Source organism: Pseudonocardia sp. Ae150A_Ps1 (genome assembly GCF_001932315.1).
GTDB lineage: Bacteria > Actinomycetota > Actinomycetes > Mycobacteriales > Pseudonocardiaceae > Pseudonocardia.
Map to the genome: position 1 here is coordinate 284,828 of NZ_MCIJ01000001.1, position 22,416 is coordinate 307,243.

The window sequence follows — 22,416 nt, forward strand, 5'->3', positions numbered from 1 at the left end:
GCTCAGCGCAGGACGATCGCCGCGTCCGGTTCGGTGACCCGGAAGGTGAAGGACTCCTCCAGGTAGAGGTGCACCTCGCGGGCGTCGTGGTCGAAGTAGCCGATCGCGACGTCCTGGCCGACGTCGAGGACGAAGTCCCCGCCGCGCTGGGACACGACGAGCGCGCCGTCGAGGCCGGGTGCGCGCAGGATCTGCCCGCCCAGGATCCGGGTCAGGTGGTCGAACAGCGGGTAGCCGCCGTGCTCGGCGGTCTCCGCGATCCGGGTGAAGCCCTCCGGTGCGACGGCCAGCGCGAACGGCCCCTCGATGCCGTTCCGCCGCAGCACGTCCACCGCCCGCGCGACGACGGCCGGGTACCGGTCGGTCTCCTCGCCGAGCCCCAGCGCGTCGTACGGGCTCGACGCGGCGATGCCCTCGATGAGGGCGTCCGGCCAGCCGTGGAACAGCGCCCGGTTCTCGATCTCGGAGGCCTCCCGGGCTGCTCGGGCGAGGTCGTCGATCTCGTCGCGGGACACGGTGAAGGGCACCCGCACCTCGGCGAGCGGCTGGACCCGGCGCAGCCGCGCCGTCGCGTCGGTGGCCTTCACCCCCGGTGGCGGCCCGGACAGCCGCGTCGAGCGCCCGAGCGCCACCGACGACGCCTCCCAGCCGGCCGTCCCGCCCCAGTCGGCGATCCGGCGTCCGGCGAGCAGCGGGGTGAGGCGCTCGCGGGCCTCGTCGTCGATGGCCTTCCAGGCGGTGACGGGGATCGGGGCCTTGTCGCGGAGGAGGTGGTCCTGGACCGTCACTGCTGCCGTCCCTTCAGGTCGCCGATGCCGAGCCCGGTGGTGGACGGGTCCGGCGGGTCGATGCGGTTCTCGATCTCCTCGACGTAGGCCTCGGGGTCCTTGTCGGAGTTGTCGAGCCCGGCGGGGGTGGGGTGGGCGCCCATGAACTCCTCGAACTGCCGGCCGAACGACTCGCGCAGGCCGGTGGTGGCGTGCAGCCGGAAGTTCGCGAGGCCCTCGTTCTCCTCCTCGCCCATGTGCTCGTCGTTGGCGCGGCGGGCGTCCCAGACGCCCGCCCACCACTCGGCCGAGCCGACGGGGTTGCGCTCGGCGCGCGCGACCCCGTCGCGGATCTCGTTGTGGTCGCCGATCGCGTCGAGGGTCTCGTCCTCGGGGTCCTCGCCGTGCTGCAGCAGTTGCGGGTAGAAGATCTTCTCCTCGGCGATCGCGTGCACGTCGAGCCGGGCGGCCAGGGGCTCCCAGAGCCGTGTCAGCTCACGCGTGTCGGTCCCGGCGCGCGCCTGGAGCTCGTCGAGCTCCGCGAACTGCCGCCGGAACCAGGCGTGATCGTCGAGGATCAGCGTCGTGATGTCGGGCACACGGCGAGCCTAGGACCGCGCGGCCTGCCCGGCGCGCCGGGAACGCGCTCAGGTGATGGTGATCCCACCGTCGACGGCGACGGTCTGCCCGGTCAGGTAGCCGCCGGCGTCGGAGGCGAGGAACAGCACGGCCGCGGTCAGCTCCTCGGGGTCGCCCTTGCGGCCCATCGGGATGCGTTCGGCCATCTTCTCCAGGTACCCGGGCTTGTACTGCTCGGTCATCTCGGAGGCGAAGAAACCGGGCGCGATCGCGTTGACCCGGATCTCCCTGCGGCCGGACCACTGCTGCGCGAGGTCCCGGGTCAGGCCGATGACGCCGGCCTTCGACGCCGAGTACGCGGCCTGCGGCAGCCCGGCCGTCGTGAGGCCGAGGATGCTGGAGATGTTGACGATGCTCGACCCCGGCTGCATGTGGGCGGCGCAGGCCTGCGCCATCCAGTAGCTGCCGTTCAGGTTGATGTCGACGACCTGGGAGAACTGCTCGGGGGTCTCCTTCAGCGCGGGCACCGCGGTGCCCACCCCGGCGTTGTTCACCAGCACGTCGAGCCGGCCGAACTCGTCGACGGCGGCCTGGGCGAGGGCCCGGCAGTCGTCGGGTACCGCCACGTCGGTGGCGACGGCGACGGCGCGCCGCCCCGCGGCCTCGACCAGTTTCACGGTGTCGGCCAGCTTGTCGGTGCGCCGGGCGCCGAGCACCAGGTCCGCGCCGGCCTCGGCGAGGCCCTTCGCGAAGGCCACCCCCAGCCCCGACGACGCACCGGTGACGACGGCGACCTTGCCGTCCAGTCGGAATCGCTCCATCACGCTCACGGTCGAGACCCTAACCGGCGCCGGCTCAGCCCTGCTGCTGCGTGGCCGCCAGCTGCGGCACCAGCCGCTCCAGCGCGAACGGAGCCGAGAGCACGCTGTTGTAGGTCATCGCGCGGCGGGTGTCGGCGTCCGGGACGACCATGCGGCCCTGCGCGACGACCGGCACCTGCTGCAGCACCGGGTCGCCGTCGACCTGGGTCTTCGCGGCACCCTCGTCGGCCAGCATCACGAGTGCGTCGCCGTCGAGCAGGCTCGCCTGCTCGGACGACACCTCGACGTAGAAGCTGCCGGTGTCCTGCTCGGCGATCCGCGGCGGCTGGACGAAGCCCAGCCCGGCCATGAACTGGCCGCGGGCGTCGGCGGTGGTGAAGGCGCCGTACTTGCCGTCGAAGGGCAGCACGGTCGCCCCGACCTTCCCCCGGAAGGCGGGGTTGGCGGCGACGGCGTCGGCGAACGCGGCGTCGGCCTGGCGGATCAGCTCCTCGCCGCGCTCGGGCTGCCCGAGCGCGGTCGCGACGGTCCGCATCTGGTCGCTGCGGGGCACACCGAACGCGATCGTCCCCGCCGGGCGGGCGACGACCGGGGCGATGGCGGAGAGCTGCTCGTACATCGGCTGCTCGATGCCCGCGCTGACGGCGATGATCACGTCCGGGGCGAGTGCGGCGATCTGCTCGAGGTTCGGGTCCCCGGTCAGGACGACCGGCGGTTCGCCCTGCACGAGGTCGCGTGCCCACGGGCCGAGGCCGCCGGCCGCCTCGTAGAACGTGTACGTGGCCGTGGCGACCGGCGTGACGCCGAGCGCGAGCACCGGGTCGGCGTCGGTGACACCGAGTGCCACGACGCGCTGCGGCTGCTCGGGGATCTCGGTGCTGCCGTAGACGTGCTCGATCCGGGCCGGGAAGGCGCCGTCGGAGGCAGGGGCGGGCGCGCCGGAGGCGGAGTCCGGGGCGGGGGCGGAGGAGCACGCGGTCAGCAGGCCGAACAGGGCCAGCACCGGAAGCAGCTTGCGAAGCACGTGCCGACATTAGCCGAGCCTCCCCTTACGGGCGAGATGCCCGTTTTCCGTACCGCGTTCGCGCCCGCGTCGATCGCGCCGGTGCGGCCGACGCGGGCGCTCCGGTACTACGCGCGCGGGCGGCGCTTGCGGGCCACGACGGCCCGGTAGAGCAGGGGATCGCGAGAGGTCGCGAGGCGGTGCCGGTAGACGGTGGAGCCCAGCTGTTCGAGCTCCCCGGTCTCCAGCAGTGAGGTGATCAGCCCGGCGAAGCCGGAGGTGTCGGCCTCGGAGAGGAAGTCGTCACGCAACGTGATGGCGACGAATCCGTCCACCGCGACCATGTCCAGCGCCGCCCGGAAGGCCGCGGGCGGGATGTCCCCGAACCCGAGCGCGGCCACGCAGGTCAGCGCGTCGAACCCGCCGGAGGCGATGGCCGAGGCCTCGCCGTCGTCCAGCGCCGTGAGGTCGATCACGTGGTAGTCGTCGTAGACACCCGGACGGTCGCGCTCGGCGGCCTCGCGGGCCTCCGGGATGATGTCCACCCCGACGACCTTGCCGATCCCGCGGGTCCGGAGTTCCTCGGCGACGATGCCGTTGCCGGCTCCGACGTCGAGCACCCGCAGGCCCGAGGGGTCGACGTTCTCGCCGGTCAGCTGCTCGGCGAGGAGGTCGCACACCACCGGTGGCGACTGGCACTGCAGGATGTCGTAGAAGAGCTTCTCGTAGAGGCCCGGGATCCGGTACAACGCGTCGTAGTCGTGGAACCGGTACTCGGTCCACCCGTCCCCGTCGTCGAGGACGCAGTACTCGACGTCCTGCTCGAACGAGGCGGTGGGTTCCGGCAGGGCCAGCCGGTAGGAGGGGTGGGAACGCTCGACGGCCATGAAAATCCTTCCTGGTCGGGAACGGACGCTCCGACGTTAGTCGAACCTCGCCGCCGCGTAAGGGGTGAGCAATCCCGCACAGCCGCCTGCCCATTCGCGTGCGCGGGGTGACACGATCGGCTCCGGCGGCGCCCCGGACCCGGGCGGACTCTCGCGTCCGGTGGTGTGCCGCACCGGGATCACCGGCGATAACCCGAGACGCGAGGAGAGACATGACCCAGCAGCAGAGGACCGCCATCGTCACCGGGGGTGCCCGCGGGATCGGCGCGGCCACCGCTATCCGGCTGGCGGCCGACGGGCACAAGGTGGCCGTGCTGGACCTGGAGGAGTCGGCGGCGAAGGCGACCGTCGAGGCGATCGAGGGCGCCGGGGGCACCGCGGCCGCCGTCGGGGCGAACGTGGCCGACGAGGCCGCCGTCGCGGCAGCGGTCGAGACGGTCACCGAGAAGCTCGGTGCCCCGACGATCCTGGTCAACAACGCCGGGATCACCAAGGACAACCTGCTGTTCAAGATGAGCACCGACGACTGGGACGCCGTGATGGGCGTGCACCTGCGCGGCTCGTTCCTGATGACCCGCGCGGTCCAGAAGCACATGGTCGACGTGCAGTGGGGCCGGGTGGTCAACCTGTCGTCGACCTCGGCGCTGGGCAACCGCGGCCAGGCGAACTACTCCACCGCCAAGGCAGGCCTGCAGGGCTTCACCAAGACCCTCGCCATCGAGCTGGGCAAGTTCGGCGTGACCGCGAACTGCATCGCCCCCGGGTTCATCGCCTCCGAGATGACGAAGGCGACCGCGGAGCGGCTCGGCGTGGACTGGGAGGAGTTCAAGTCCGCCCGCGCCAAGGAGATCCCGGTCCAGCGCCCCGGCGCGGTCGAGGACATCGCCCACACCGTGTCGTTCTTCGCCGACGAGCGGTCGTCGTTCGTCAGCGGCCAGATCATCTACGTGGCCGGTGGCCCCAAGGCCTGACCGGGACCCCATGACGACGACGGGGCCGGCCCACCGCGCAGGTGGACCGGCCCCGTCGTCGTCCTGGGTGCGTCCGGATCAGGTGCCGGCCTCCATGGGGACGATCGCCCAGCCCGGGATGTCCTCCTGCCCGGGGACCTCGACCGGTTCGCCGGCGAGGTTCATCAGCAGGACGGAGCCGTCCGGGGCGCGGAACGCGGCGAGCGTGGAGCCCTGGGCGCGGCCGAGCTCGACGGTCCCCTCGCGCAGCTTCGGGACCAGCCAGCGCCAGGCGTCGGTCATCGCCGTCGGCTGCCCGCCGTCCTCCTCGGTGGCGGGGCTCCAGAGCGACGAGTACTCCAGCGAGTCGCTGCCCTCCGGGCCCCACAGCAGCGCGCCCTGGGTGCCGGACCGGGCCATCGACTGCAGGACGGCCAGGGTCGAGACCGCGCTGGCCGGGGTGCCGTAGCCGGCCTGGGCGTCGGCCGGGACGTTCGCGTAGAACTCGGCCCACCAGATCGGCAGCTGGGTCCGCTCCTGGATCCACCGGTCGATGACGGAGAACTTCTCGGCGCCGACGTCGACCGGGGAGATCGCGTCCTGCTGGCCGCGGTTGGTGGTCGAGCCGTCGACGACGATGAAGTCCGCGCCCACGTTGTTGCGCAGCCAGTAGTCGAGGACGTCGAGCGGGCGCTGGTCGAGCGCGCCCCACGGGCCGCGGATGTCGGAGGCATCCGAGGAGTCCGCCGGCACGCTGCTCATGACGACGTAGGGCCCGCCGACCTGCACGTCCGGCCGGACGGACTTCACGGCCTGGTAGACCTTGTTGTAGAGCTCGGTGTAGCCCTCGTAGTCCCAGCGGTTCTGGTCCTCGTGGTAGAAGCCCTTGAGCTCGTTCCAGACCAGGACGCGGTCGACCTGCGGGTAGCGCTGGACGGCCTCGCGGGCGAGGTTCGCGTAGTCGTCGAAGAACTCCGGTAGGATCTGGCGCTCCAGCTTGTCCCACGCCGTGACCCCGGGCGGGCCGCCCTTCATCCAGTCCGGCCCGCAGCACAGTGTGAGCATCGCCTTGCCGCCGGTCTCCTCGGTGAGCGCCATCCGGCGGTCCAGGGAGCCCCACTCGAACTGGCCGGGGGCGGGCTCCGGGTTCAGCGTGCCGAAGCCCATGAGGTGGTGGTTCTGGTACTCCTGGCCGAGGCTGGACAGGATGTCCGTGCCGCGCTGCCGGGCGGCGGCGGGCTCGGTGTCGTCCAGGCTGTTCTGCGTGTGGGTGACGCCGAGCTCCATCGGACCGGGCTGCGGATCCCACGTCCATCCGTCGTTCAGGTCGACGGCGCGTGCCGAGGCCTCCAGCCCGGAGGCCGGGGCGGCGCCGGTCGCGTCCTCACCGGTCCCGCCGGAGGTGCACGACGCCAGGGTCAGGACCCCGGCCAGGAGGGCGGCCGGCAGGGACACCCTCCGCGCCCGGCCGGTCGGCCGGGGCCGCCGGGGGGACGTCGTCGGGGAGGGACGGCGCAACACTCGCACGGGTGGGGACCTCACGTTCTGACACGGTCTCGGCTCGTTCACGACCACGGGGCGGGACCGTGTCACCCGATGGTCGCTCCCAGCGTGGCAGCGGGGTCCTGTGATCCACCTGAGAGCGGTGCGCGACCGGTCGTCCACGCGCCGCACCCGGTGTTCGGAGCAGGGTAGGGGCGCGGTTCGGCTGCCGGTTCGTCACCCCCCGTTGCGGGGGTGCAACCGCCCGTCGCGCAGTGTGTGCACGGCGTGCACCCGGTGCAGGACGGCCGGGTCGTGGGTGATCAGCAGCAGGGTGCGACCGGCCGCCGCGACCAGCAGGTCGTCGAGGACGGCGTCGCGGGTGTCCGGGTCCAGGTGGGCCGTGGGCTCGTCGAGCACCAGGACGGCCGGGTCGACGAGCAGCGTCCTGGCGAGCGCGAGCCGGCGCCGCATCCCGCCGGAGAGCCGGGCGCCGTGCGCGCCGACCTCGTCGTCGAGCGCCAGGCCGCCGAGCCCGACCCGGCGCAGGACGCCGGCCAGCTCGTCGTCGGGCGCCGCGGGCCGGGCCAGGCGCAGGTTCTCCCGCACCGTCGAGTCGAACACGTGCGGGTCGGCCGGGACGCCGGAGACGACGACCCGCACCTCGTCCGGCGGACGGGTGGTGAGCTCCTGCCCGCCGAGGGTGACCGAACCGGCGACCGGGTCCAGGAACCGGAACAGCACCGAGGCGAGCGTCGACTTCCCGGAGCCGCTGGCGCCGACCAGCGCGACGTGCTCGCCCTCGGCGACGTCGAGGTCGAGCCGGTCGAGGACGGTGCGGCCCGGTGTCCCGTCCGGGTCCGGGTGGGCGACGACGAGACCGCGGATCCGCAGCCCGCCGCGCCGGGGGAGCGGCTCGGCCCCCGGGGCCCGGTGGGTCACCGCCGGCTCGGCGGACAGCACCGGGACGAGCCGCGCCAGGCCGGCCCGGACGCTCGCGAGCCGGGCCGCGGCAGCCGGCAGCGGCGCCGTGATCTCGAACGCGGCGAGTGCGGTGAGCACGAGGACCGCCATCGGGACGGCGCCGAGGGTGCCGTCCCCGACGGCGGCGACACCGAGCAGCAGCGTCCCCGCGAGGGTGAGCCCGGCGACCAGCGCACCGGACCCGGCGCCCAGCCCCAGCAGGACGGCGTCGCGGCGGGCGGTGTGGGTCAGCTCCGCGTCGGCCCGCTCGACGGCGGCCACGGCCCGGCCGGTGGCGCCGTACGCGAGCAAGTTGGGGGCGCCGTCGAGAAGGTCGACGAGCCCCGCCGACAGCCCGGCGCGGGCCCTGCCGGCGCGGGCGGCAGGCCCCCGGGACAGCGCCGCGGCGAACGCCGGGACGGCGACGCCCGCCAGCAGCAGCCCGGCCGCGAGCAGCGCGCCACCGGGCACGAGCAGCACGGTGGCGAGCAGCACCGCCCCCGAGCCGACGAGGGCGGCGGCCACCACCGGCAGTACACCCCGCACGACGAGGTCCTGGACCGAGTGGGTGTCGGTGACCAGCCGCGACACCAGGTCGCCGGACCGGAACCGGCGGACCGGCTCGGTCGCGGCGAGCCGGGCGTAGACCCGGTTGCGCATGTCGGACAGCGCGCGGAGGGCGGCGTCGTGACCGACCAGCCGCTCCGCGTAGCGGGTGACGCCGCGCCCGACGCCCAGCGCCCGGGTGAGCACGACGGCGACCGACAGCGCCGTCACCGACGGGTGCTGCGCGGCCGTGGCCAGCAGCCACGCGGCCAGCGACAACAGCCCGGCCCCGCAGGCCGTCGCGAGCGCGCCGAGCAGGGCGCCGCCGAGGACACCGCGGGCCTGCGGGCGGAGCACGGACCCGGCGAGCGACCAGGGGCCCCCGGGGGCGCTCGGGGTGCTCATCGGCGGGCCTCGTCCCGCTCGGGGCCGTGGGCCGGGACGGGCCCGGTGATCCGGCCCCGCTCCAGGTGCACGGTGCGGTCGGTGTGCTCGGCCCAGCCGGCGTCGTGCGCGACGACGACCGCCGTCCGGCCGCGGAGCAGGTCCGCGGCCGCGGAGCGGACGGCCTCGGCCGAGTCCGGGTCGAGGTGCGCGGTGGGCTCGTCGAGCAGGACCAGCGGGGCGTCCCGCAGGAACGCCCTGGCCAGCGCGACCCGCTGCCGTTCCCCGGACGACAGCCGCGCGCCGCCCTCGCCGAGCGGGGTGTCCCAGCCCTGCGGCAGGCCCGCGACGACGGCGTCGAGACCGGACCGGCGGCCCGCCTCGCGTACCGCGGTGTCGGACGCACCGGGCTCGCCGAGCCGCACGTTGTCGGCGACCGACCCGGCGAACAGGTGCGGTTGCTGGGGCACCCAGGCGACAGTGCGCCGCCACGCGTCGAGATCCAGGTCGGCGAGCTCCCGGTCGGCGCAACCCGGGCCGGGCACGCGCACCGTGCCGCCCGTGGGGGCCACGAAGCCGAGCAGCACCCCCAGCAGGGTCGACTTCCCCGACCCGGACGGTCCGCTGAGCAGCACCGACTCCCCGGGGCGCAGCTCCAGTGAGAGACTGGTCAGTGCGTCGGCGGGGGCGCCCGGGTACCGGACGTGGAGCGCGTCGACGGCCAGCGCGCGCCCGGCGGGGGCGGGCGCCGGTGGGGGGAGGGTCCCGCCTGCCGGGCCGGTGGAGGGGCGGTCGAGCTCGTCGAACACCTGCCGGGCGGCGGCGACGCCCTCCAAGCTCGCGTGGAACCGGGCGCCGACCTCGCGCAGCGGCAGGTACGCCTCCGGCGCGAGGATCAGCACGAACAGCGCCGTCGCGTAGTCGAGGTCGCCGTAGAGCAGCCGCAGCCCGACCTCGACGGCGACGAGCGCCACGGCGAGGGTCGCGAGCAGCTCCAGCACGAACGCGGACAGGAACGCCACCCGCAGCGTCCCCATGGTGGCGGTGCGGTGCTGGTCGGTGGTCTCGCGGACCTTCTCGGCGACGACGGTCGCCCGCCGGAACAGCGCCAGCGTCGGGAGGCCCTGCACGACGTCGAGGAAGTGCCCGCCCAGGCGGGACAGCAGCCGCCACTGCCGGTCGGTGCGCGCGCGGGTGTGCATCCCGACCAGCGCCATGAAGACCGGGATCAGCGGCAGCGTCACGCCGATGACGACCGCGGAGATCCAGTCCGCGCCGCCGACGACGACCAGCACGGCCACCGGGACCAGCACCGCGAGGACGAGCTGGGGCAGGTAGCGGGCGAAGTAGTCGTCGAGTGCGTCGAGGCCGCGGGTGGCGAGTGTGACGACCTGCCCGGTGGACCGCGACGGGTCCGGCGGGGCCGCGGCGAGCCTCCGGACCAGCTGCATCCGCAGCTGCGACTTGGCGCGTGCGGCGCTGCGCAGCGCCGCGGACTCCGCCCCGTAGGACAGCAGGGCGCGGGCCAGCGCCACGCCGGCGACCCCCACGACGAGCGGCCACAGCACGTCGAGCCCGGAGCCCGGGCCCAGCGGTGACCCGTCGCCGGTGAAGGCCGGGGTCGCCCCGGCGACGACCCGGGACACCAGCCAGGCCTGCGCCAGGATCAGGCCGGTCGCCGCGACGCCGCAGACGGCCGCGACCAGCAGGTGCACCCGGACGGCGCTCGCGGTCCGGACGAGCCGGGGATCGACCGGCGGGGAGGCGGGAGCGGGCCGGGACACGACGCTCATCGTGGCGCCGGTACCGCCGCGCCGCCAGAGCCGTCGGTCCCGGCGGGCGACACCCGGTCGCCGCCGAGCCGCCTGCGGAACACCCAGTAGCTCCAGCTCTGGTAGAGCAGCACCAGCGGCAGGAACACGACCGCGACCCAGCTCATCACCGTCAGCGTGTACGGCGCGGACGCCGCGTTCGCCACCGTCAGGGTGTGCGCCGGGTCGGTGGTCGAGACCAGCAGCTCCGGGTGGAGCTGCCCGAAGAGGACCACCGACAGCGCCCCGACCGCGGTCGCGGTGGCGGTGAACGCCCAGCCCTCGCGGCCCAGGAGCAGGGCGAGCCCGGCGAGCGCCAGCGCCAGCCCGGACGCCCAGGCCACCGGGGTGGTCCAGGACGGGGCGCGCAGGGCCAGCGTGGCGGTCAGGAACGCGACGGTCACCAGCAGCACCGGGACCACCGCGCGGACCGCGAAGCGGTGGGCCCGGCGGCGGACCGGGCCGTCGGTCTTCAGGGCGAGGAACACCGCGCCGTGCAGCAGGAACAGGGCGGTGGTGACGACTCCGCCGAGCAGCGCGTAGCCGTTGGCGAGGCCGAGCAGCGACGCCGTGACCACGGTGTTCGCGCCGTTCCCCGGCGCCGTCGTGGTCGTCGGCAGTCCGCGTACCAGGTTCGCGAGCACCATCCCCCACACGAAGGCGGGGACCAGCGACCCGATGCCGATGCCGACGTCCCAGCGGAGCTTCCAGACGGCGTCGTCGCGCTTGTGGCGGTACTCCAGCCCGACCCCGCGCACGATCAGCGCCAGGAGCACCAGCAGGACGGGGACGTACAGGCCGGAGAGGGTGGCCGCGTACCAGGCGGGGAACGCGGCGAACATCGCGCCGACGGCGGCGATCAGCCAGACCTCGTTGCCGTCCCAGACGGGGCCGATGGCGCCGAGCGCGACCTCGCGGTCCTCCTCGTCGCGGCCGAACGCGCGCACCAGCATGCCGACGCCGAAGTCGAACCCCTCGAGCACGAGGTAGCCGGTCCAGAGGACGGCGACGGCCAGGAACCAGATCGTGGGCAGGTCCATGACGCTCTCCTCAGTAGCCGAACGCCGGGTCGCGGCGCTCGCCGGGTGCGGCGGTGGGGCCGTCGGGCTCCGGGGGGTCGGGGTAGGGCATCGCGGCGGCCGGGCCCGCCTTCACGTAGCGGAACAGCAGCCCCACCTCGACGACGGCGAGGACGCCGTAGAGCAGCGTGAACGCGGCCAGCGAGAACGCCACCTGCCCGAGGCTCACCCCGGGCGACACGCTCGCCGCGGTCAGCAGCTCGCCGTGCACGGTCCACGGCTGGCGGCCCATCTCGGTGAGGATCCAGCCGAAGATGTTCCCGGCCAGCGCGGCCGGCAGCGCCGCGACGACGACCCGGTACATCCAGCGGTGCCGGGGCAGTCGCCCGCGGCGGGTCAGCCACAGTCCCGCCGCCGCGACGGCGACGCCGGCCAGCCCGAGCCCCATCATCATGCGGAACGACCAGTAGAGGACCGCGATGTTCGGGCGGTAGTCGCCGGGGCCGTAGAGGGCCTCGTACTGGGCCTGGACGTTCTCGATGCCCTGCACCGGCCCCCAGGGGTCGCCGGTGGCGAGGAAGCTCAGCACACCCGGGATCTGGACGTTGATGTGGTTGCGGCTGCCCTGGATGTCGCCGACCGCGAACAGCGAGAACCCGGCGGAGCCCTCGGTCTGCCACAGCGCCTCTGCGGAGGCGAGCTTCATCGGCTCGTAGGTCGCGGCGAGCTTGGCCTGGTGGTCCCCGGAGGCGACGACGAGCGCGCCGGCGATCAGGGTGACCAGCAGGCCGGCCCGCAGGCTCTTCCGGAACAGCTCGTGCTCGGAGCCGTGGGGGACCGCGTCACCGGTCCGCGGCCACCGCTCCCGCATCAGCTTCCAGGCGCTCACGGCGGCCACGAACAGGCCGGCGATGACGAACGCCGCGGCGACGACGTGGAAGTAGGTCGACCACGCCTGCGGGTTGGCCAGGACGGCGCCGATGTCGGTGAGCCGGGCGCGGCCGGTGGCGGGGTCGACCTCGTAGCCGACCGGGTTCCGCATCCAGGCGTTCGCGGCGAGGATGAAGTACGCCGACAGGTTCGACCCGAGCGCAGCGGCCCAGATGCAGGCCAGGTGGACGCCCTTCCGGAGCCGGTCCCAGCCGAAGATCCAGAGCCCGATGAAGGTCGACTCCAGGAAGAACGCGATCAGCGCCTCCATCGCGAGCGGCGCCCCGAAGACGTCGCCGACGAAGGTCGAGTAGGTGCTCCAGTTCATCCCGAACTGGAACTCCTGCACGATGCCGGTGACCACACCCATCGCGAAGTTGATCAGGAAGAGCTTCCCGAAGAACTTCGTCGCGCGCAGGTACTCGGTCCGGCCCGTGCGGAACCACGCGGTCTGCAGCGAGGCGACGATCACCGACAGACCGATCGTCAGCGGGACGAACAGGAAGTGGTAGATCGTCGTGATCCCGAACTGCCAGCGTGCCAGGTCGAGCGCGTCCATTCAGGCCCCGTTCTCCGCAAAGTTCTACGTTCAGTAGTAGTTCTACCGTAAGTAGAAGATCGACGGGGGCCGGGGCCGGGGTGGGGCCCGCCACTCAGGACTGCGTGAAGGCTCCGTGCTCGCGGAGGACGTCGAGCACCGGTGGCAGACCGGCGAACGCGCGCTCGACGTCGGCGGGCCCGGCGACCCGGTGCGCGTTCGCGTCGAGGTAGCCGCGCACCGCCTCGTCGAACCGCTCCGCTCCGACCCGGCGGCGGCCCTCCAGCAGGGCGGCGGCGCCCTGGTCGTAGACGCCGGTGACGTAGCCGTCGAACCCGCCGCGGCGGTCCCACACCCGCATCGGGTCGCCGATCCGCCCGTCCGACCCGGCCGAGTACTTGTCGAGGCGGTAGTAGTCGAACTGGTCGGAGACGATCGCCTGGGCCCAGGTCGCGAACGACTCGTCGAGCCACGGGTCGCGGGCCTGGTCGTTGCCGACGAGTGCGTAGAACCACATGTGCGCCAGCTCGTGGGCCACCAGCGACGGGCGGGTGCCGTTCGAGACGTCCCCGAACTGGACGTGCGTCGGGAACTCGACGCCGTCGCTCTGGGTGGGGACGATCGTCACCCACAGGTCCGGATACGGGTGCGGGCCGAGGAGCTGCTCCAGCCGGGTCAGGTTGTCGGCGACGCTCTCCGACCAGTCCGAGGCGGACCCGCGGAGATCGCCACCCTGCTCGCTGCCGCCGCTCTCACCGGCGCCGGCGCGGCCGGCCGCCGGGAGCGCGACGTGCACCCGGGTGCCGCCGACCGTCGTCTCGGTGATCCGGTAGGCGCCCACCGCGATCGCGACGTCGCGGATCGCGTCGGCGGTGAAGGTGCGGGTCGTGCGGCCCGGAGCCGCCGGGCTGCTCCCGGTGGGGGTGCCGACGCCCGCGACCTGCTGGTCGTCGCCCGAGGTGACGGCCAGCGAGTTCAGCCGGACGTCCTCCGACACGACCGTCTCGCCGGAGATGTCCAGTGCCGGCTCGCGCACCCAGCCGCGGCCCCGGACGTGGTCGAGCACCGGCAACGGGCTGCCGAGCCAGGCCGTCCCGGCGCTCGGCGAGTACCCGATCCGCTCGGCGGAGTCCGCGCCGAGCGTGAGCCGGAAGCCGAGATCGGCCGTCACCGGGGTGCCCGCCTCGGCGCACGACGGCAGCGGCAGCTCGACCAGGGTGCCGGGCGCACCGTCCGGGGCGCCCGCCTGCTCGACCCGCGGGGTGACCGGCGTCCCGCCGACCGACGCCCGGGTGACCTCCGACGACGTGCCGTCCTCGGAGGCGGTCGGCCGGTTCGCCCAGAGCCGGAACACCAGCTCGCAGACCCGGGTGTCCGGGGTGAAGCGGACGGTCTGGGTGCCGGTCGCCGACGACAGGTCGGGTGCCATGTCCAGGGTGGCGTCGACGACCGGACGGTCGGGCGCCGGGGCCGCCCGGTCGGTGTCCGGGACACCGGCCGCGCAGCCGCCGACGACCGCCAGGACGACCGCCACCCCGGCGAGACCGCGGTACCGCCGGGTGAGGTCGATCATGGACGCGAGGCTACCGGCGGTCGCGGCCCGCAGCGATCGGCGCGCGCGGCGCACCGGCGGGTGCCACCCGATCGCGGGTACGGGCCCGGACCCGGTCGCGCACGGCGTGCGCGGGTGCGGAGACCAGCGTCTCCAGCGGCCCGCGGCCGACCGCGCGGCGCCACGCCGTCCCGGCGGCCAGGGCGACGCCGATCTGCCACAGGTAGCCCTCGACCGGGTCGAACACGTCCAGCGGGGAGTTCATGAACAGGATCGAGGCGACGTAGAAGGTCAGCGTCATCGACCCGGCCGCGGCGAGCGGGCGGACGAGGACGCCGGCGACCGGTGCGACCACCCGGTGCGTGGCACCCGCGAGCAGCAGCGCCGCCCCCAGTACCGCGAGCGCGGAGCCCGCGGTCTGCAGCATGTCCAGCGGCGTGCCGGAGTGCGGGGCGACCGTCGCCAGCCACCACCAGGTGGTGGTGGGGGTGACGCCGTCGGGGTAGCCGGCGACGGCGTCGGCGATCGTCGGGGCGGACGCCGGCAGCGCGGGCGGGCTCGCCGCGGCGATGGCGGCGTACCCGCCGCCCGGGCCGAGCAGCCACATCGACGTCACGGTCGCGACGACGGCGACGGCGGTGCCCCCGCCGAGCAGCGCGAGCGCCGTGCGGGTCGACGACAGCCGCAGCCGCCCGACGACGATCCCCACCGCCATGTACGACACCCACAGCACCGCGGGGTAGGCGCCGGTCACCGTCAGCTCGGACAGCACCCCGCCCGGGTCGGTGACGATCTCGACGAGCGACGGGTTCGCCAGCGACGGATCGGGAAGCGCAGGCCGCACCAGGTGCGACAGCACCGGGACCCCGGTACAGAGCAGCACCGCGAGCGGCGCGAGCACCCGCGTCGGGACGGCGACCAGCGGGATCGCCAGCAGGAACGCGACCGCGTAGTACGGCAGGATCAGCGCGGCGATCGTCGGGTCGGTCCAGCTCAGCGCCAGCCCGACCAGCATCAGCATCCCCGCGCGGGTGGCGAGCGACGCCGCGGCCGCCGCCAGGTCCGGTCCGGGTCGGACCCGGGCCCGCGCGGTCAGGAACGCGAACGACACCCCCGCCAGCAGCGCGAACAACGCCGCGGACCGGCCGCCGAAGATCAGGTAGCTGGGGGTGGGGACGCCGTCGTCGGTGGTCTCGACGAGGGCGTGCACCGCGACGATCCCCAGCAGCGCGACACCACGGGCGGCGTCGACGCCGATCAGCCGGTTCCCGGACCGGTCCCCGTCCGGTCGCGGCCGTGGGGCGGGGACCGCGCGCTGCTCCGGCAGCCGGACCGGCTGCAGTGCCGGGACGGTCCGTTCGGCGTCGGGGGTCGGTCGGGTCACGCCATCACCTCGTCGATCAGTTGCAGGCCGAGGTCGCGTGCGTCGGTGCGGGGGAGCCCGGCGTCGTCGAACCAGTCGGGCCCCGCCTCGGGGTGCGGGCCGACGACGCCGACCCGGCCGGCGCCGAACGGCGTCACGGCGGCGGCGACCTCGTGGTCGGGGTAGCGGGCCAGCACGGTGCCGCCGGCGTTCGCGTCGAGCAGGAAGCGGGGCCCGTCCTGGAAGTAGAGCGCCCGGTCGCGGCCGCGCCAGTCGACCCGGACGACGGCGTCGCCGTCGTGGCCGCCGGTGGCGCCGGGCCGGCCGATCCACCGGTCGGTGTCCCCGGGCAGCAGCCCGAAGCCCGGTGTCGCCCCGGCCAGGTACCCGCCGAGGCAGAAGCCCAGGTAGCGGCCCCCGCCCGCGACGAACCCGCGGACCGGGCCGCGGGCGCTGCGCATCCGGCGCCAGGCCGCGTCGAGCGTCCCGCCGCCGGGCTGGGCGTACAGGGCGGCGCCGGCCAGGGTCTCCGCGGTCAGGGGGAGGTCCTCGCGGCGGCCGACGAACCGGACGTCGAACCCGTGCCGGGACGACGCCAGCAGGGCCGCCACCGACTCCGGGCAGCCGGGCATGCTCGCCCGGCCGCGGTAGACCAGCGCGAGGGGCCGGTCACCGGAGGGCCGCCGTGGGCCGCCGACCAGGTCGCGCAGCCTCACCGTGGGCCCGGCCCGGGGCGGTCGCCCGCCGGTCCCGGCGACGGCCGGGAGGCCTCCTGCGCGGGGCCCCGGCGGTGCCGGCCCTGCCCGGCACCGGGACGCCGCGGACCGGGCGCCGCCGGCGGGGCGGGCCGGGAGGCCGGGGCCGGCGGGGCGGACCGGCTCGCGTGCCGGGGAGCCGGGACCGGGACCCGCTGCGGCCCCGGACCGGACGTTGCGGGGACGACGGGCGCCTGCCGGGCCGTCGCCTCCACGGGTGCCTCCACGGGTGCCTCCTCGGGCCGGCGCGCGGCCGGGACGGCCGGGGCCCGGCGCACGGTGTCGCCACCCGACCGCCGCGGCGCCGACCGGGCCGCCTGCACCGAACGGAGCCGCACCGTGCGGCCCGGGTCGGGTGCCCCGCCGACCCGCGCGAGCGCGGTCGTCCGCTCCGGGTCGGCGTGGTCGGTGACGGGGGCGATCCGGGTGGTCCGCTCCGGGTCCGGCGCCGGTGCGGAGGGGAGCGGCTCCGCCGGCGCGTCGAGCACGGCCTGCGCGGTGATGCCGCGCCAGCGCGTGCCGTCGGGCAGGTGCTCGCCCTTCATCACCAGCGACAGCGGGTCCAGCCGGGTCCCGGCGCCGACGACGGCGTCGTAGAGCACGATCGCGCGGTCGCCGACCGAGGCTCCGGGGCCGACGGTGACCGTCGACATCTTCATGACCCGGTCCTCGAACAGGTGGGTCTGCAGGGAGACGTCCCGGCCGACCACGGCGTCGTCGCCGATCACCACGAGGTCGAACTCGGTGAGGTAGGTGGTCGACACGCACGTCCGACGCCCGATCCGGGCGCCGAGCAGCCGCAGCATCGGGGGCAGCAGCGGGGTCCCGGACAGCATCGTCAGCAGCCCGGGGACCGCGGACGCCTCGTAGAGGCCGGTGACGAACTCCGAGCGGCGCACGAACCGGCTCCACAGCGGTTCCCGGCGCGGCCGGTAGGTGCCGACGACCAGCCACTTCACGGCCGCGACCAGCAGCACCAGCAGCAGCGCGGTGCCGAGCGCGAGAGCGGGCGCCGCGAGCACCACCGCCCATGCCGGGGCGGTCCGTGCGACGTCGGACAGGCCCTGCAGGAACAGGTAGAGCGACACGGAGATCGCCGACGCGGGCAGCGTGGCACGCAGGAACTCGATCCCGAGCCGCTCCGCGACCCGCCGCCGCGACGGCGCGAACGTCATGCTCTCGGGGTGGTCGCCGGAGTCCTGCCGGACCGGCAGGTGCATCGCGGGGGACCCGAGCCAGGTGGTGTCCCGCGGGACACCGGACGTCGGCGGCACCGTGGCGACCCCGACCAGCGACTCGTCGCCCAGCTCCGACCCGGCCGGGACGACGGCGGCGTTCCCGACGAACGCCCGCCGGCCCACCAGCGTCGGACGGCGGACCATCCAGCCGTTGTGGAAGGTGGCGCTGCCGACGCTGGCCATGTCGGCGACGAACGAGCCCTGCGCGATCGTGAGCATCTCGGGGTCGATGTGCGATGCCGTGGAGACCTCGGCGCTGCGCTCGATCCGGGCGCCGAGCTGCCGCAGCCAGCCGACCGTGTAGAGCGTGGAGTACAGCGAGTTGGTGTAGGCCAGGCTCATCTCGAGCAGCTTGTCGCCGAACCACTTGCGCAGTCCCAGCGCGGACCGCGCGGGGAACACGCCCGGCCCGGTGCGGGGCCGGACGATCCGGCGGCCGAGCGCGACGAGCACGCAGACGGTCACCACGAACACCGGGCCGACGGCGACCGCGACGGCCAGGGCGGGGCCGTCGCCGAAGAACAGCAGCGACGTCCACACCAGCAGCACCGCCGGGACGAGCGACGCCAGCGCGACCAGTTCGAGGGCGGCGACACCGGCGGCCGCGGCGGCCAGCTGCGCCCGGGTCCACGCCGGTGCGGGCCCGCGCTCGGACAGCTCGGCGACGGCGGCGTCGGCCGCGTCCGGCGCCGAGGGCGACCCGGCCCAGTGCTCGCCGGGCGGGACCAGCTGGTCGGCCGCCACCGCCGACTGCTCGCCCAGGACGGCGTCGGCACCGATGACCGCGCCCGGTTCGACGACCGAGCCGGCCCCGACGTGGGCGCCCTCGCCGATCATGATCGGGGCGACGGTGATCCAGCCGTCCGCGGCCGTCCACGGGCGCAGCGCCGCGCTGTGTCCGACGGTGGCGCCGTGGCCGAGGTGCAGCATCCGCGGCAGGGACAGCACCGAGCTGCCCAGGTGGACGTCGCGGCCCGCGCGGGCCCCGAGCATCCGCAGGTAGCCGGGCGCGAGCGGGCCACCGGAGAGCACCGGCAGCGGGGACATCGACAGCAGCAGGTCCGCCGCCCACAACCGCAGGTGCACCCGCCCCCACATCGGGTAGCGCCCGGGACGGACGCCCGCGCTCAGCGCCCGCACCGCGAGCGGCGCCAGCAGCCAGCGCTGCAGCAGGAAGACCGCGGTGGCACCGAGCGCGAGCTGGGCCAGCACGTCCGGGGCGACGCGGCCGCCGTGCCAGGCGTAGACCCCGGCGGCCGGCAGCGTCATCACCAGCATGAGCACGAACAGGGACCCGGCCTGCGCGGCACCGGCGGCGGAGTAGCGGCGCCGCGAGTGCCGCAGCGGCTCGGGGCGCGGCGGCGGCGGGACCGAGCCGGGCGTGCCCCCGGTGCCGGGGCCGGCGTCCGGGTCGAGCGCGGCGGCCAGCGCGCGGGCGTCCGGGTTCTCGTAGAGGTCGCGCACGGCCGGGCTGCGCCCGACGCCGCGCTCCCGCAGCAGGGTGACGACCCGGGCGGCGAGCAGCGAGTGGCCGCCGAGCTCGTCGAAGAAGTCGGCGGTGACCGAGACCAGGTGCGGTTCCAGCGACAGCGCCTCGGCGAGCACCGACCGGACGCGGGTCTCCAGCTCCGTCGCGGGTTCGACCACCGGCCCGTCCGTCACGACGATCCGCGGCCCGGACGGCGCGGGCAGCCGCGGCCGGTCGACCTTGCCGCTGGGCATCATCGGCAGCCGGTCGAGCACCTCCAGGTACCCGGGGACCATGTAGTCGGGCAGCCGGGTCCGGAGCAGCTCGTGCAGGGCTGCTCGGTCCACCGGCCCGCCGGGCCCGGCCGCGGGCACGACGTGGACGACGAGCTCCTCGCCGGTGCCGTCCCCGGGCTTCGTCAGGGCCGCGACGGCGCTCTCGACGTCGGGGCGCTCCAGGGCGACGCTCTCGATCTCGCCGAGGTCCACCCGGTGGCCGCGGATCTTGACCTCGTCGTCGGCCCGGCCGAGGTAGACGATCTCGCCGTGGTCGTCGATGCGGCCGAGGTCGCCGGTGCGGTAGAGGCGGCCGTCGCCGTTCGGCGGTGCCGCGGGGTGCCGGACGAACCGGTCGGCGGTCTTCTCGGGCAGGTTGACGTACCCGACGGCGACGCCCGGTCCGCCGATGCAGATCTCGCCGACCTCGCCGCGGGGGACCTCGCGCAGGGCGTCGTCGAGGATCACCACCGAGTAGGTGGGCACCGGTCGGCCGATGGTGACGGCGCGGCCGGGCACCAGCTCGCCCCAGGTCGCGGTGACGGTCGCCTCGGTCGGGCCGTAGGTGTTGAGCATCCGGCGGCCCGGCCGCGCCCAGCGCTCGACCAGCCCGGCCGGGCACGCCTCGCCGCCGACGAGCAGGGTCCGCAGCGCGGGCAGCTCGCGCGGGATCGTGGCGAGCAGCGTGGGGACGCAGCACATCACGGTGACGCCGGTGTCGGCGAGGAAGTCGCCCAGCTCGGCGCCGATCCGGCGGGAGTCGGTGGGCCCCACGACGAGGGTCGCGCCGGCGGCGAAGGTCGTCCAGATCTCCTCGACGGAGAAGTCGAACGAGATCGTCATGCCCTGGTAGACGCGGTCGTGCGGGCGGACGTCGTAGACCTGGGTGATCACGTGCACGAAGTTGTAGATGCTGGGGTGCGCGACGGCGACGCCCTTGGGGCGGCCGCTGGAGCCCGAGGTGTAGATGATGTACGCGAGCGGGTCGGCGCCGGGCCGGACGGGCTCGAGCGGGTGCCGCGGCAGCGCGGCGACCTCGGCGGCGCACAGGTCCAGCGGTACGACCCGGTCGCGGGGCAGCTCCTCGGCGAGGTCCGAGGTGGTGACGAGCAGGTCGAGCCCGGCGTCGTCACGGATGTAGACGACCCGGTCGGCGGGCGCGGCCGGGTCGATCGGCACGAACGCCGCACCGGTCTTCAGCACGGCGAGGAGCACCGCGTAGGTCCGCCAGCTGCGGTGCAGCAGGATCCCGACGCGGCGCCCCGGCCCGGCACCCCGAGCCTGGAGGTACCGGGCGAGCTGCGCCGCACGGGCGTCGAGCTCGGCGTAGGTCAGCTCCAGGGCGCCGTCCTGGAGGGCGACGGCGTCGGGGTGGCGGGCCACCGACGCCTCGAAGAAGCGGTGCAGCCGATCGGGGTGGGGCGGTCCGGCCGGAGCCGGGCGTGTCTCGGTGCCCGCCCGGGGCGGGGACAACGTCAAGGTCATTCTCCTTGGGGGAGCTGCCGGGGAGCGCTCCGGTCACGAGGCCGTGGTGCTCCCGGTACGTCGGTCTGGAAACCCGATCGTGTTAGGCCGACGGCGTTCGAGGTGACCTATCTCAATCACGTTGCGTGAGCATGGGGAGCGGTCTGCCCGCTGTGTGGGTGCCGCTGGTCGGCTACCCGGGGGAGCGCGCCGGTCCGGGGCGGATCAGCTGCCGGTGGGGCCGAACTGCTCGATCCGGATCGCGTCGTCGGGAACGCCGGCCTCGGCCAACAGCGCCGCGGCGGCGTCGGCGAACGCGGGGGAGCCGCACACGTAGGCGGTCTCCCCGCCGCGGACGTGCGGTGCGACGTCGTCGAGCACGAGCCGGCCCGCCGGCCGGACCGAGCCGTCCGGCGCGGTGCGGGTGAACACCGGCGTCACCTGCGGCACGTGGAGCTCGTCGCCGAAGTAGAGGTCGCGCGGGGTCCGCACGGACACGATCATCCGCACCAGGTCGGGACGTCCGGCGGCGCGGGCGTGACGGAGCATCGCGGTGAGCGGGACCTGCCCGGACCCGCCGCCGACCAGCAGCGCGGGGGAGTCCCCGGTCCAGGCGAACCAGCCGCCGACGGGGCCGCGCACCTCCAGCACGTCCCCGGGGACGACGACGTCGTGCAGGAACTCCGAGACCTCGCCGTCGTCGAGGCGCTCGACGGTCAGGTCGATCTCCGGGCGCCCGTCCGGGGCGGAGGCGACCGAGTACGACCGCTGGGCGGTGTAGCCGTCCTCCGCGGTGAGCCGCAGCACGTAGTACTGGCCCGGCAGGTGGCGGGCGGGCTCCTCCAGGCCGAGGGTGAACGTCCGGACCGCCGGTGCCTCGTCCCGGATCCCCAGGACGGTGGCGGTCTGCCAGCGCAGGGTGCGGCGCGATGTCGTCGGGCGCGCGCCAGGGTCCGTGCTCATCGGTCCGCTCAGTCCCCCTGGAACCGCTGCTCGCGCCACGGGTCGCCGCGGTCGTGGTAGCCGTTGCGCTCCCAGAACCCCGGCTCGTCCTCGGCGAGCACCCGCAGCCCCGCCACCCACTTGACGCTCTTCCAGAAGTACAGGTGCGGGACCAGCAGCCGGGCCGGGCCGCCGTGCTCCCGGGTCAGGGGCCTGCCCTGGGCGTCGAACGCCAGCCACGCCCGCCCGCCGGTGACGTCGGCCAACGGCAGGTTGGTCGTGTAGCCGGAGTGCGAGTGCGCGACGACGAACCGGGCCCGCGGCAGCGGGCCCGCCGCCTCGAGCAGGTCGTCGACCGGGATGCCCGACCAGCGCATGCCGAACTTGCTCCAGGTCGTGACGCAGTGGATGTCGCCGTCCCACCGTTCCCGGGGCAGCGCGCCGATCTCGTCCCAGGTCCACTCGACCTCGCGCTCGACGAGCCCTTCGATCCGGAACGTCCACCGGTCGGTGTCGAGGTGCGGCGCCCGCTCGGCGGTGAGCACCGGCCACTGGTCACCGGCGTCGTACTGGCCTGGCGGCAGCCGGGAGTCGCGGGGACGGCGGCCGACGAAGCCACGGGTCACACGGGGCATGACGACGACAATGCACCCGGCGGGCCGGTTGTTCCCGCCGGCGG

The 22,416-nt window shown here is 74.9% G+C and carries 17 protein-coding genes; 1 reads left to right on the forward strand and 16 read right to left on the reverse strand.

The genetic code is table 11. From position 1 onward, the window contains the following. Nucleotides 1-2: 2 nt before the first annotated feature. From Ae150APs1_RS01215 to Ae150APs1_RS01235, 5 genes are all read right to left on the reverse strand, one after another. Nucleotides 3-788, reverse strand: a complete 786-nt coding sequence (locus tag Ae150APs1_RS01215) for a family 1 encapsulin nanocompartment shell protein (protein ID WP_075295183.1) — start codon at nt 786-788, stop codon at nt 3-5. Further along, the gene (locus Ae150APs1_RS01220; protein WP_075295185.1) at nt 785-1,366 is read right to left on the reverse strand and encodes a hemerythrin domain-containing protein; all 582 of its coding nucleotides are present in this window, start codon (nt 1,364-1,366) and stop codon (nt 785-787) included. Before Ae150APs1_RS01220 ends, Ae150APs1_RS01215 begins: the two co-directional genes overlap by 4 nt. A gap of 48 nt (nt 1,367-1,414) precedes the next feature. Further along, a complete protein-coding gene (locus Ae150APs1_RS01225) occupies nt 1,415-2,176 on the reverse strand; it encodes a glucose 1-dehydrogenase (RefSeq protein WP_010240687.1) in 762 nt (253 codons plus the stop codon). 25 nt (nt 2,177-2,201) lie between these two features. Then, nucleotides 2,202-3,191, reverse strand: a complete 990-nt coding sequence (locus Ae150APs1_RS01230) for an iron-siderophore ABC transporter substrate-binding protein (protein WP_075295187.1) — start codon at nt 3,189-3,191, stop codon at nt 2,202-2,204. A gap of 107 nt (nt 3,192-3,298) precedes the next feature. Next, a complete protein-coding gene (locus tag Ae150APs1_RS01235; RefSeq protein ID WP_060576122.1) occupies nt 3,299-4,057 on the reverse strand; it encodes a methyltransferase domain-containing protein in 759 nt (252 codons plus the stop codon). A gap of 212 nt (nt 4,058-4,269) precedes the next feature. Here Ae150APs1_RS01235 and fabG point away from each other — a divergent pair, with 212 nt between their 5' ends. Next, on the forward strand, nt 4,270-5,028 hold the full coding sequence (fabG, locus tag Ae150APs1_RS01240) for a 3-oxoacyl-ACP reductase FabG (protein WP_075295189.1): 759 nt from the start codon (nt 4,270-4,272) through the stop codon (nt 5,026-5,028). Between the two features lie 78 nt (nt 5,029-5,106). Here fabG and Ae150APs1_RS01245 read toward each other — a convergent pair whose 3' ends face one another. The 11 genes from Ae150APs1_RS01245 to Ae150APs1_RS01295 all read right to left on the reverse strand — a co-directional run bounded on the left by Ae150APs1_RS01245 (nt 5,107) and on the right by Ae150APs1_RS01295 (nt 22,372). After that, a complete protein-coding gene (locus Ae150APs1_RS01245; RefSeq protein WP_010240695.1) occupies nt 5,107-6,462 on the reverse strand; it encodes a hypothetical protein in 1,356 nt (451 codons plus the stop codon). A gap of 264 nt (nt 6,463-6,726) precedes the next feature. Beyond that, a complete protein-coding gene (gene cydC / locus Ae150APs1_RS01250; RefSeq protein ID WP_075295191.1) occupies nt 6,727-8,403 on the reverse strand; it encodes a thiol reductant ABC exporter subunit CydC in 1,677 nt (558 codons plus the stop codon). Then, nucleotides 8,400-10,175, reverse strand: coding sequence for a thiol reductant ABC exporter subunit CydD (gene cydD / locus Ae150APs1_RS01255; RefSeq protein ID WP_075295193.1), 1,776 nt, complete (start codon nt 10,173-10,175; stop codon nt 8,400-8,402). The genes cydC and cydD overlap by 4 nt, the downstream gene beginning before the upstream one ends. Then, complete coding sequence (gene cydB / locus Ae150APs1_RS01260; protein WP_075295195.1) at nt 10,172-11,233, reverse strand: cytochrome d ubiquinol oxidase subunit II; 1,062 nt, start codon at nt 11,231-11,233, stop codon at nt 10,172-10,174. The genes cydD and cydB overlap by 4 nt, the downstream gene beginning before the upstream one ends. Nucleotides 11,234-11,243: 10 nt before the next feature. Beyond that, nucleotides 11,244-12,701: a cytochrome ubiquinol oxidase subunit I gene (locus Ae150APs1_RS01265; RefSeq protein ID WP_075295197.1), complete on the reverse strand. Its 1,458-nt coding sequence runs from the start codon at nt 12,699-12,701 to the stop codon at nt 11,244-11,246. A 94-nt stretch (nt 12,702-12,795) separates the two neighbouring features. Continuing rightward, nucleotides 12,796-14,253 carry a M1 family aminopeptidase gene (locus tag Ae150APs1_RS01270; RefSeq protein WP_139316768.1) on the reverse strand — a complete coding sequence of 486 codons (1,458 nt, stop codon included), beginning with the start codon at nt 14,251-14,253 and terminating at the stop codon, nt 12,796-12,798. Between the two features lie 10 nt (nt 14,254-14,263). After that, on the reverse strand, nt 14,264-15,616 hold the full coding sequence (locus Ae150APs1_RS01275) for a heparan-alpha-glucosaminide N-acetyltransferase domain-containing protein (protein WP_075295201.1): 1,353 nt from the start codon (nt 15,614-15,616) through the stop codon (nt 14,264-14,266). Next, nucleotides 15,613-16,311, reverse strand: coding sequence for a BPL-N domain-containing protein (locus tag Ae150APs1_RS01280; protein ID WP_249266166.1), 699 nt, complete (start codon nt 16,309-16,311; stop codon nt 15,613-15,615). Before Ae150APs1_RS01280 ends, Ae150APs1_RS01275 begins: the two co-directional genes overlap by 4 nt. Next, nucleotides 16,308-20,810 (reverse strand): Pls/PosA family non-ribosomal peptide synthetase, encoded by a 4,503-nt coding sequence (locus Ae150APs1_RS01285; protein ID WP_212567136.1) that lies wholly within the window; start codon nt 20,808-20,810, stop codon nt 16,308-16,310. Before Ae150APs1_RS01285 ends, Ae150APs1_RS01280 begins: the two co-directional genes overlap by 4 nt. 210 nt (nt 20,811-21,020) lie before the next feature. Continuing rightward, the gene (locus Ae150APs1_RS01290) at nt 21,021-21,758 is read right to left on the reverse strand and encodes an FAD-binding oxidoreductase (RefSeq protein WP_075295205.1); all 738 of its coding nucleotides are present in this window, start codon (nt 21,756-21,758) and stop codon (nt 21,021-21,023) included. Between the two features lie 8 nt (nt 21,759-21,766). Next, on the reverse strand, nt 21,767-22,372 hold the full coding sequence (locus Ae150APs1_RS01295) for a sulfite oxidase-like oxidoreductase (RefSeq protein ID WP_075301544.1): 606 nt from the start codon (nt 22,370-22,372) through the stop codon (nt 21,767-21,769). Between the last annotated feature and the right edge of the window lie 44 nt (nt 22,373-22,416).

What these genes read in the sequence shown, in the direction of transcription:
- Ae150APs1_RS01235 (WP_060576122.1), bottom strand. Translation starts at nt 4,057, where the DNA reads ATGGCCGTCGAGCGTTCCCACCCCTCCTACCGGCTGGCCCTGCCGGAA.
- fabG (WP_075295189.1), top strand. Translation starts at nt 4,270, where the DNA reads ATGACCCAGCAGCAGAGGACCGCCATCGTCACCGGGGGTGCCCGCGGG.
- cydC (WP_075295191.1), bottom strand. Translation starts at nt 8,403, where the DNA reads ATGAGCACCCCGAGCGCCCCCGGGGGCCCCTGGTCGCTCGCCGGGTCC.
- cydD (WP_075295193.1), bottom strand. Translation starts at nt 10,175, where the DNA reads ATGAGCGTCGTGTCCCGGCCCGCTCCCGCCTCCCCGCCGGTCGATCCC.
- cydB (WP_075295195.1), bottom strand. Translation starts at nt 11,233, where the DNA reads ATGGACCTGCCCACGATCTGGTTCCTGGCCGTCGCCGTCCTCTGGACC.
- Ae150APs1_RS01265 (WP_075295197.1), bottom strand. Translation starts at nt 12,701, where the DNA reads ATGGACGCGCTCGACCTGGCACGCTGGCAGTTCGGGATCACGACGATC.
- Ae150APs1_RS01270 (WP_139316768.1), bottom strand. Translation starts at nt 14,253, where the DNA reads ATGATCGACCTCACCCGGCGGTACCGCGGTCTCGCCGGGGTGGCGGTC.
- Ae150APs1_RS01290 (WP_075295205.1), bottom strand. Translation starts at nt 21,758, where the DNA reads ATGAGCACGGACCCTGGCGCGCGCCCGACGACATCGCGCCGCACCCTG.
- Ae150APs1_RS01295 (WP_075301544.1), bottom strand. Translation starts at nt 22,372, where the DNA reads ATGCCCCGTGTGACCCGTGGCTTCGTCGGCCGCCGTCCCCGCGACTCC.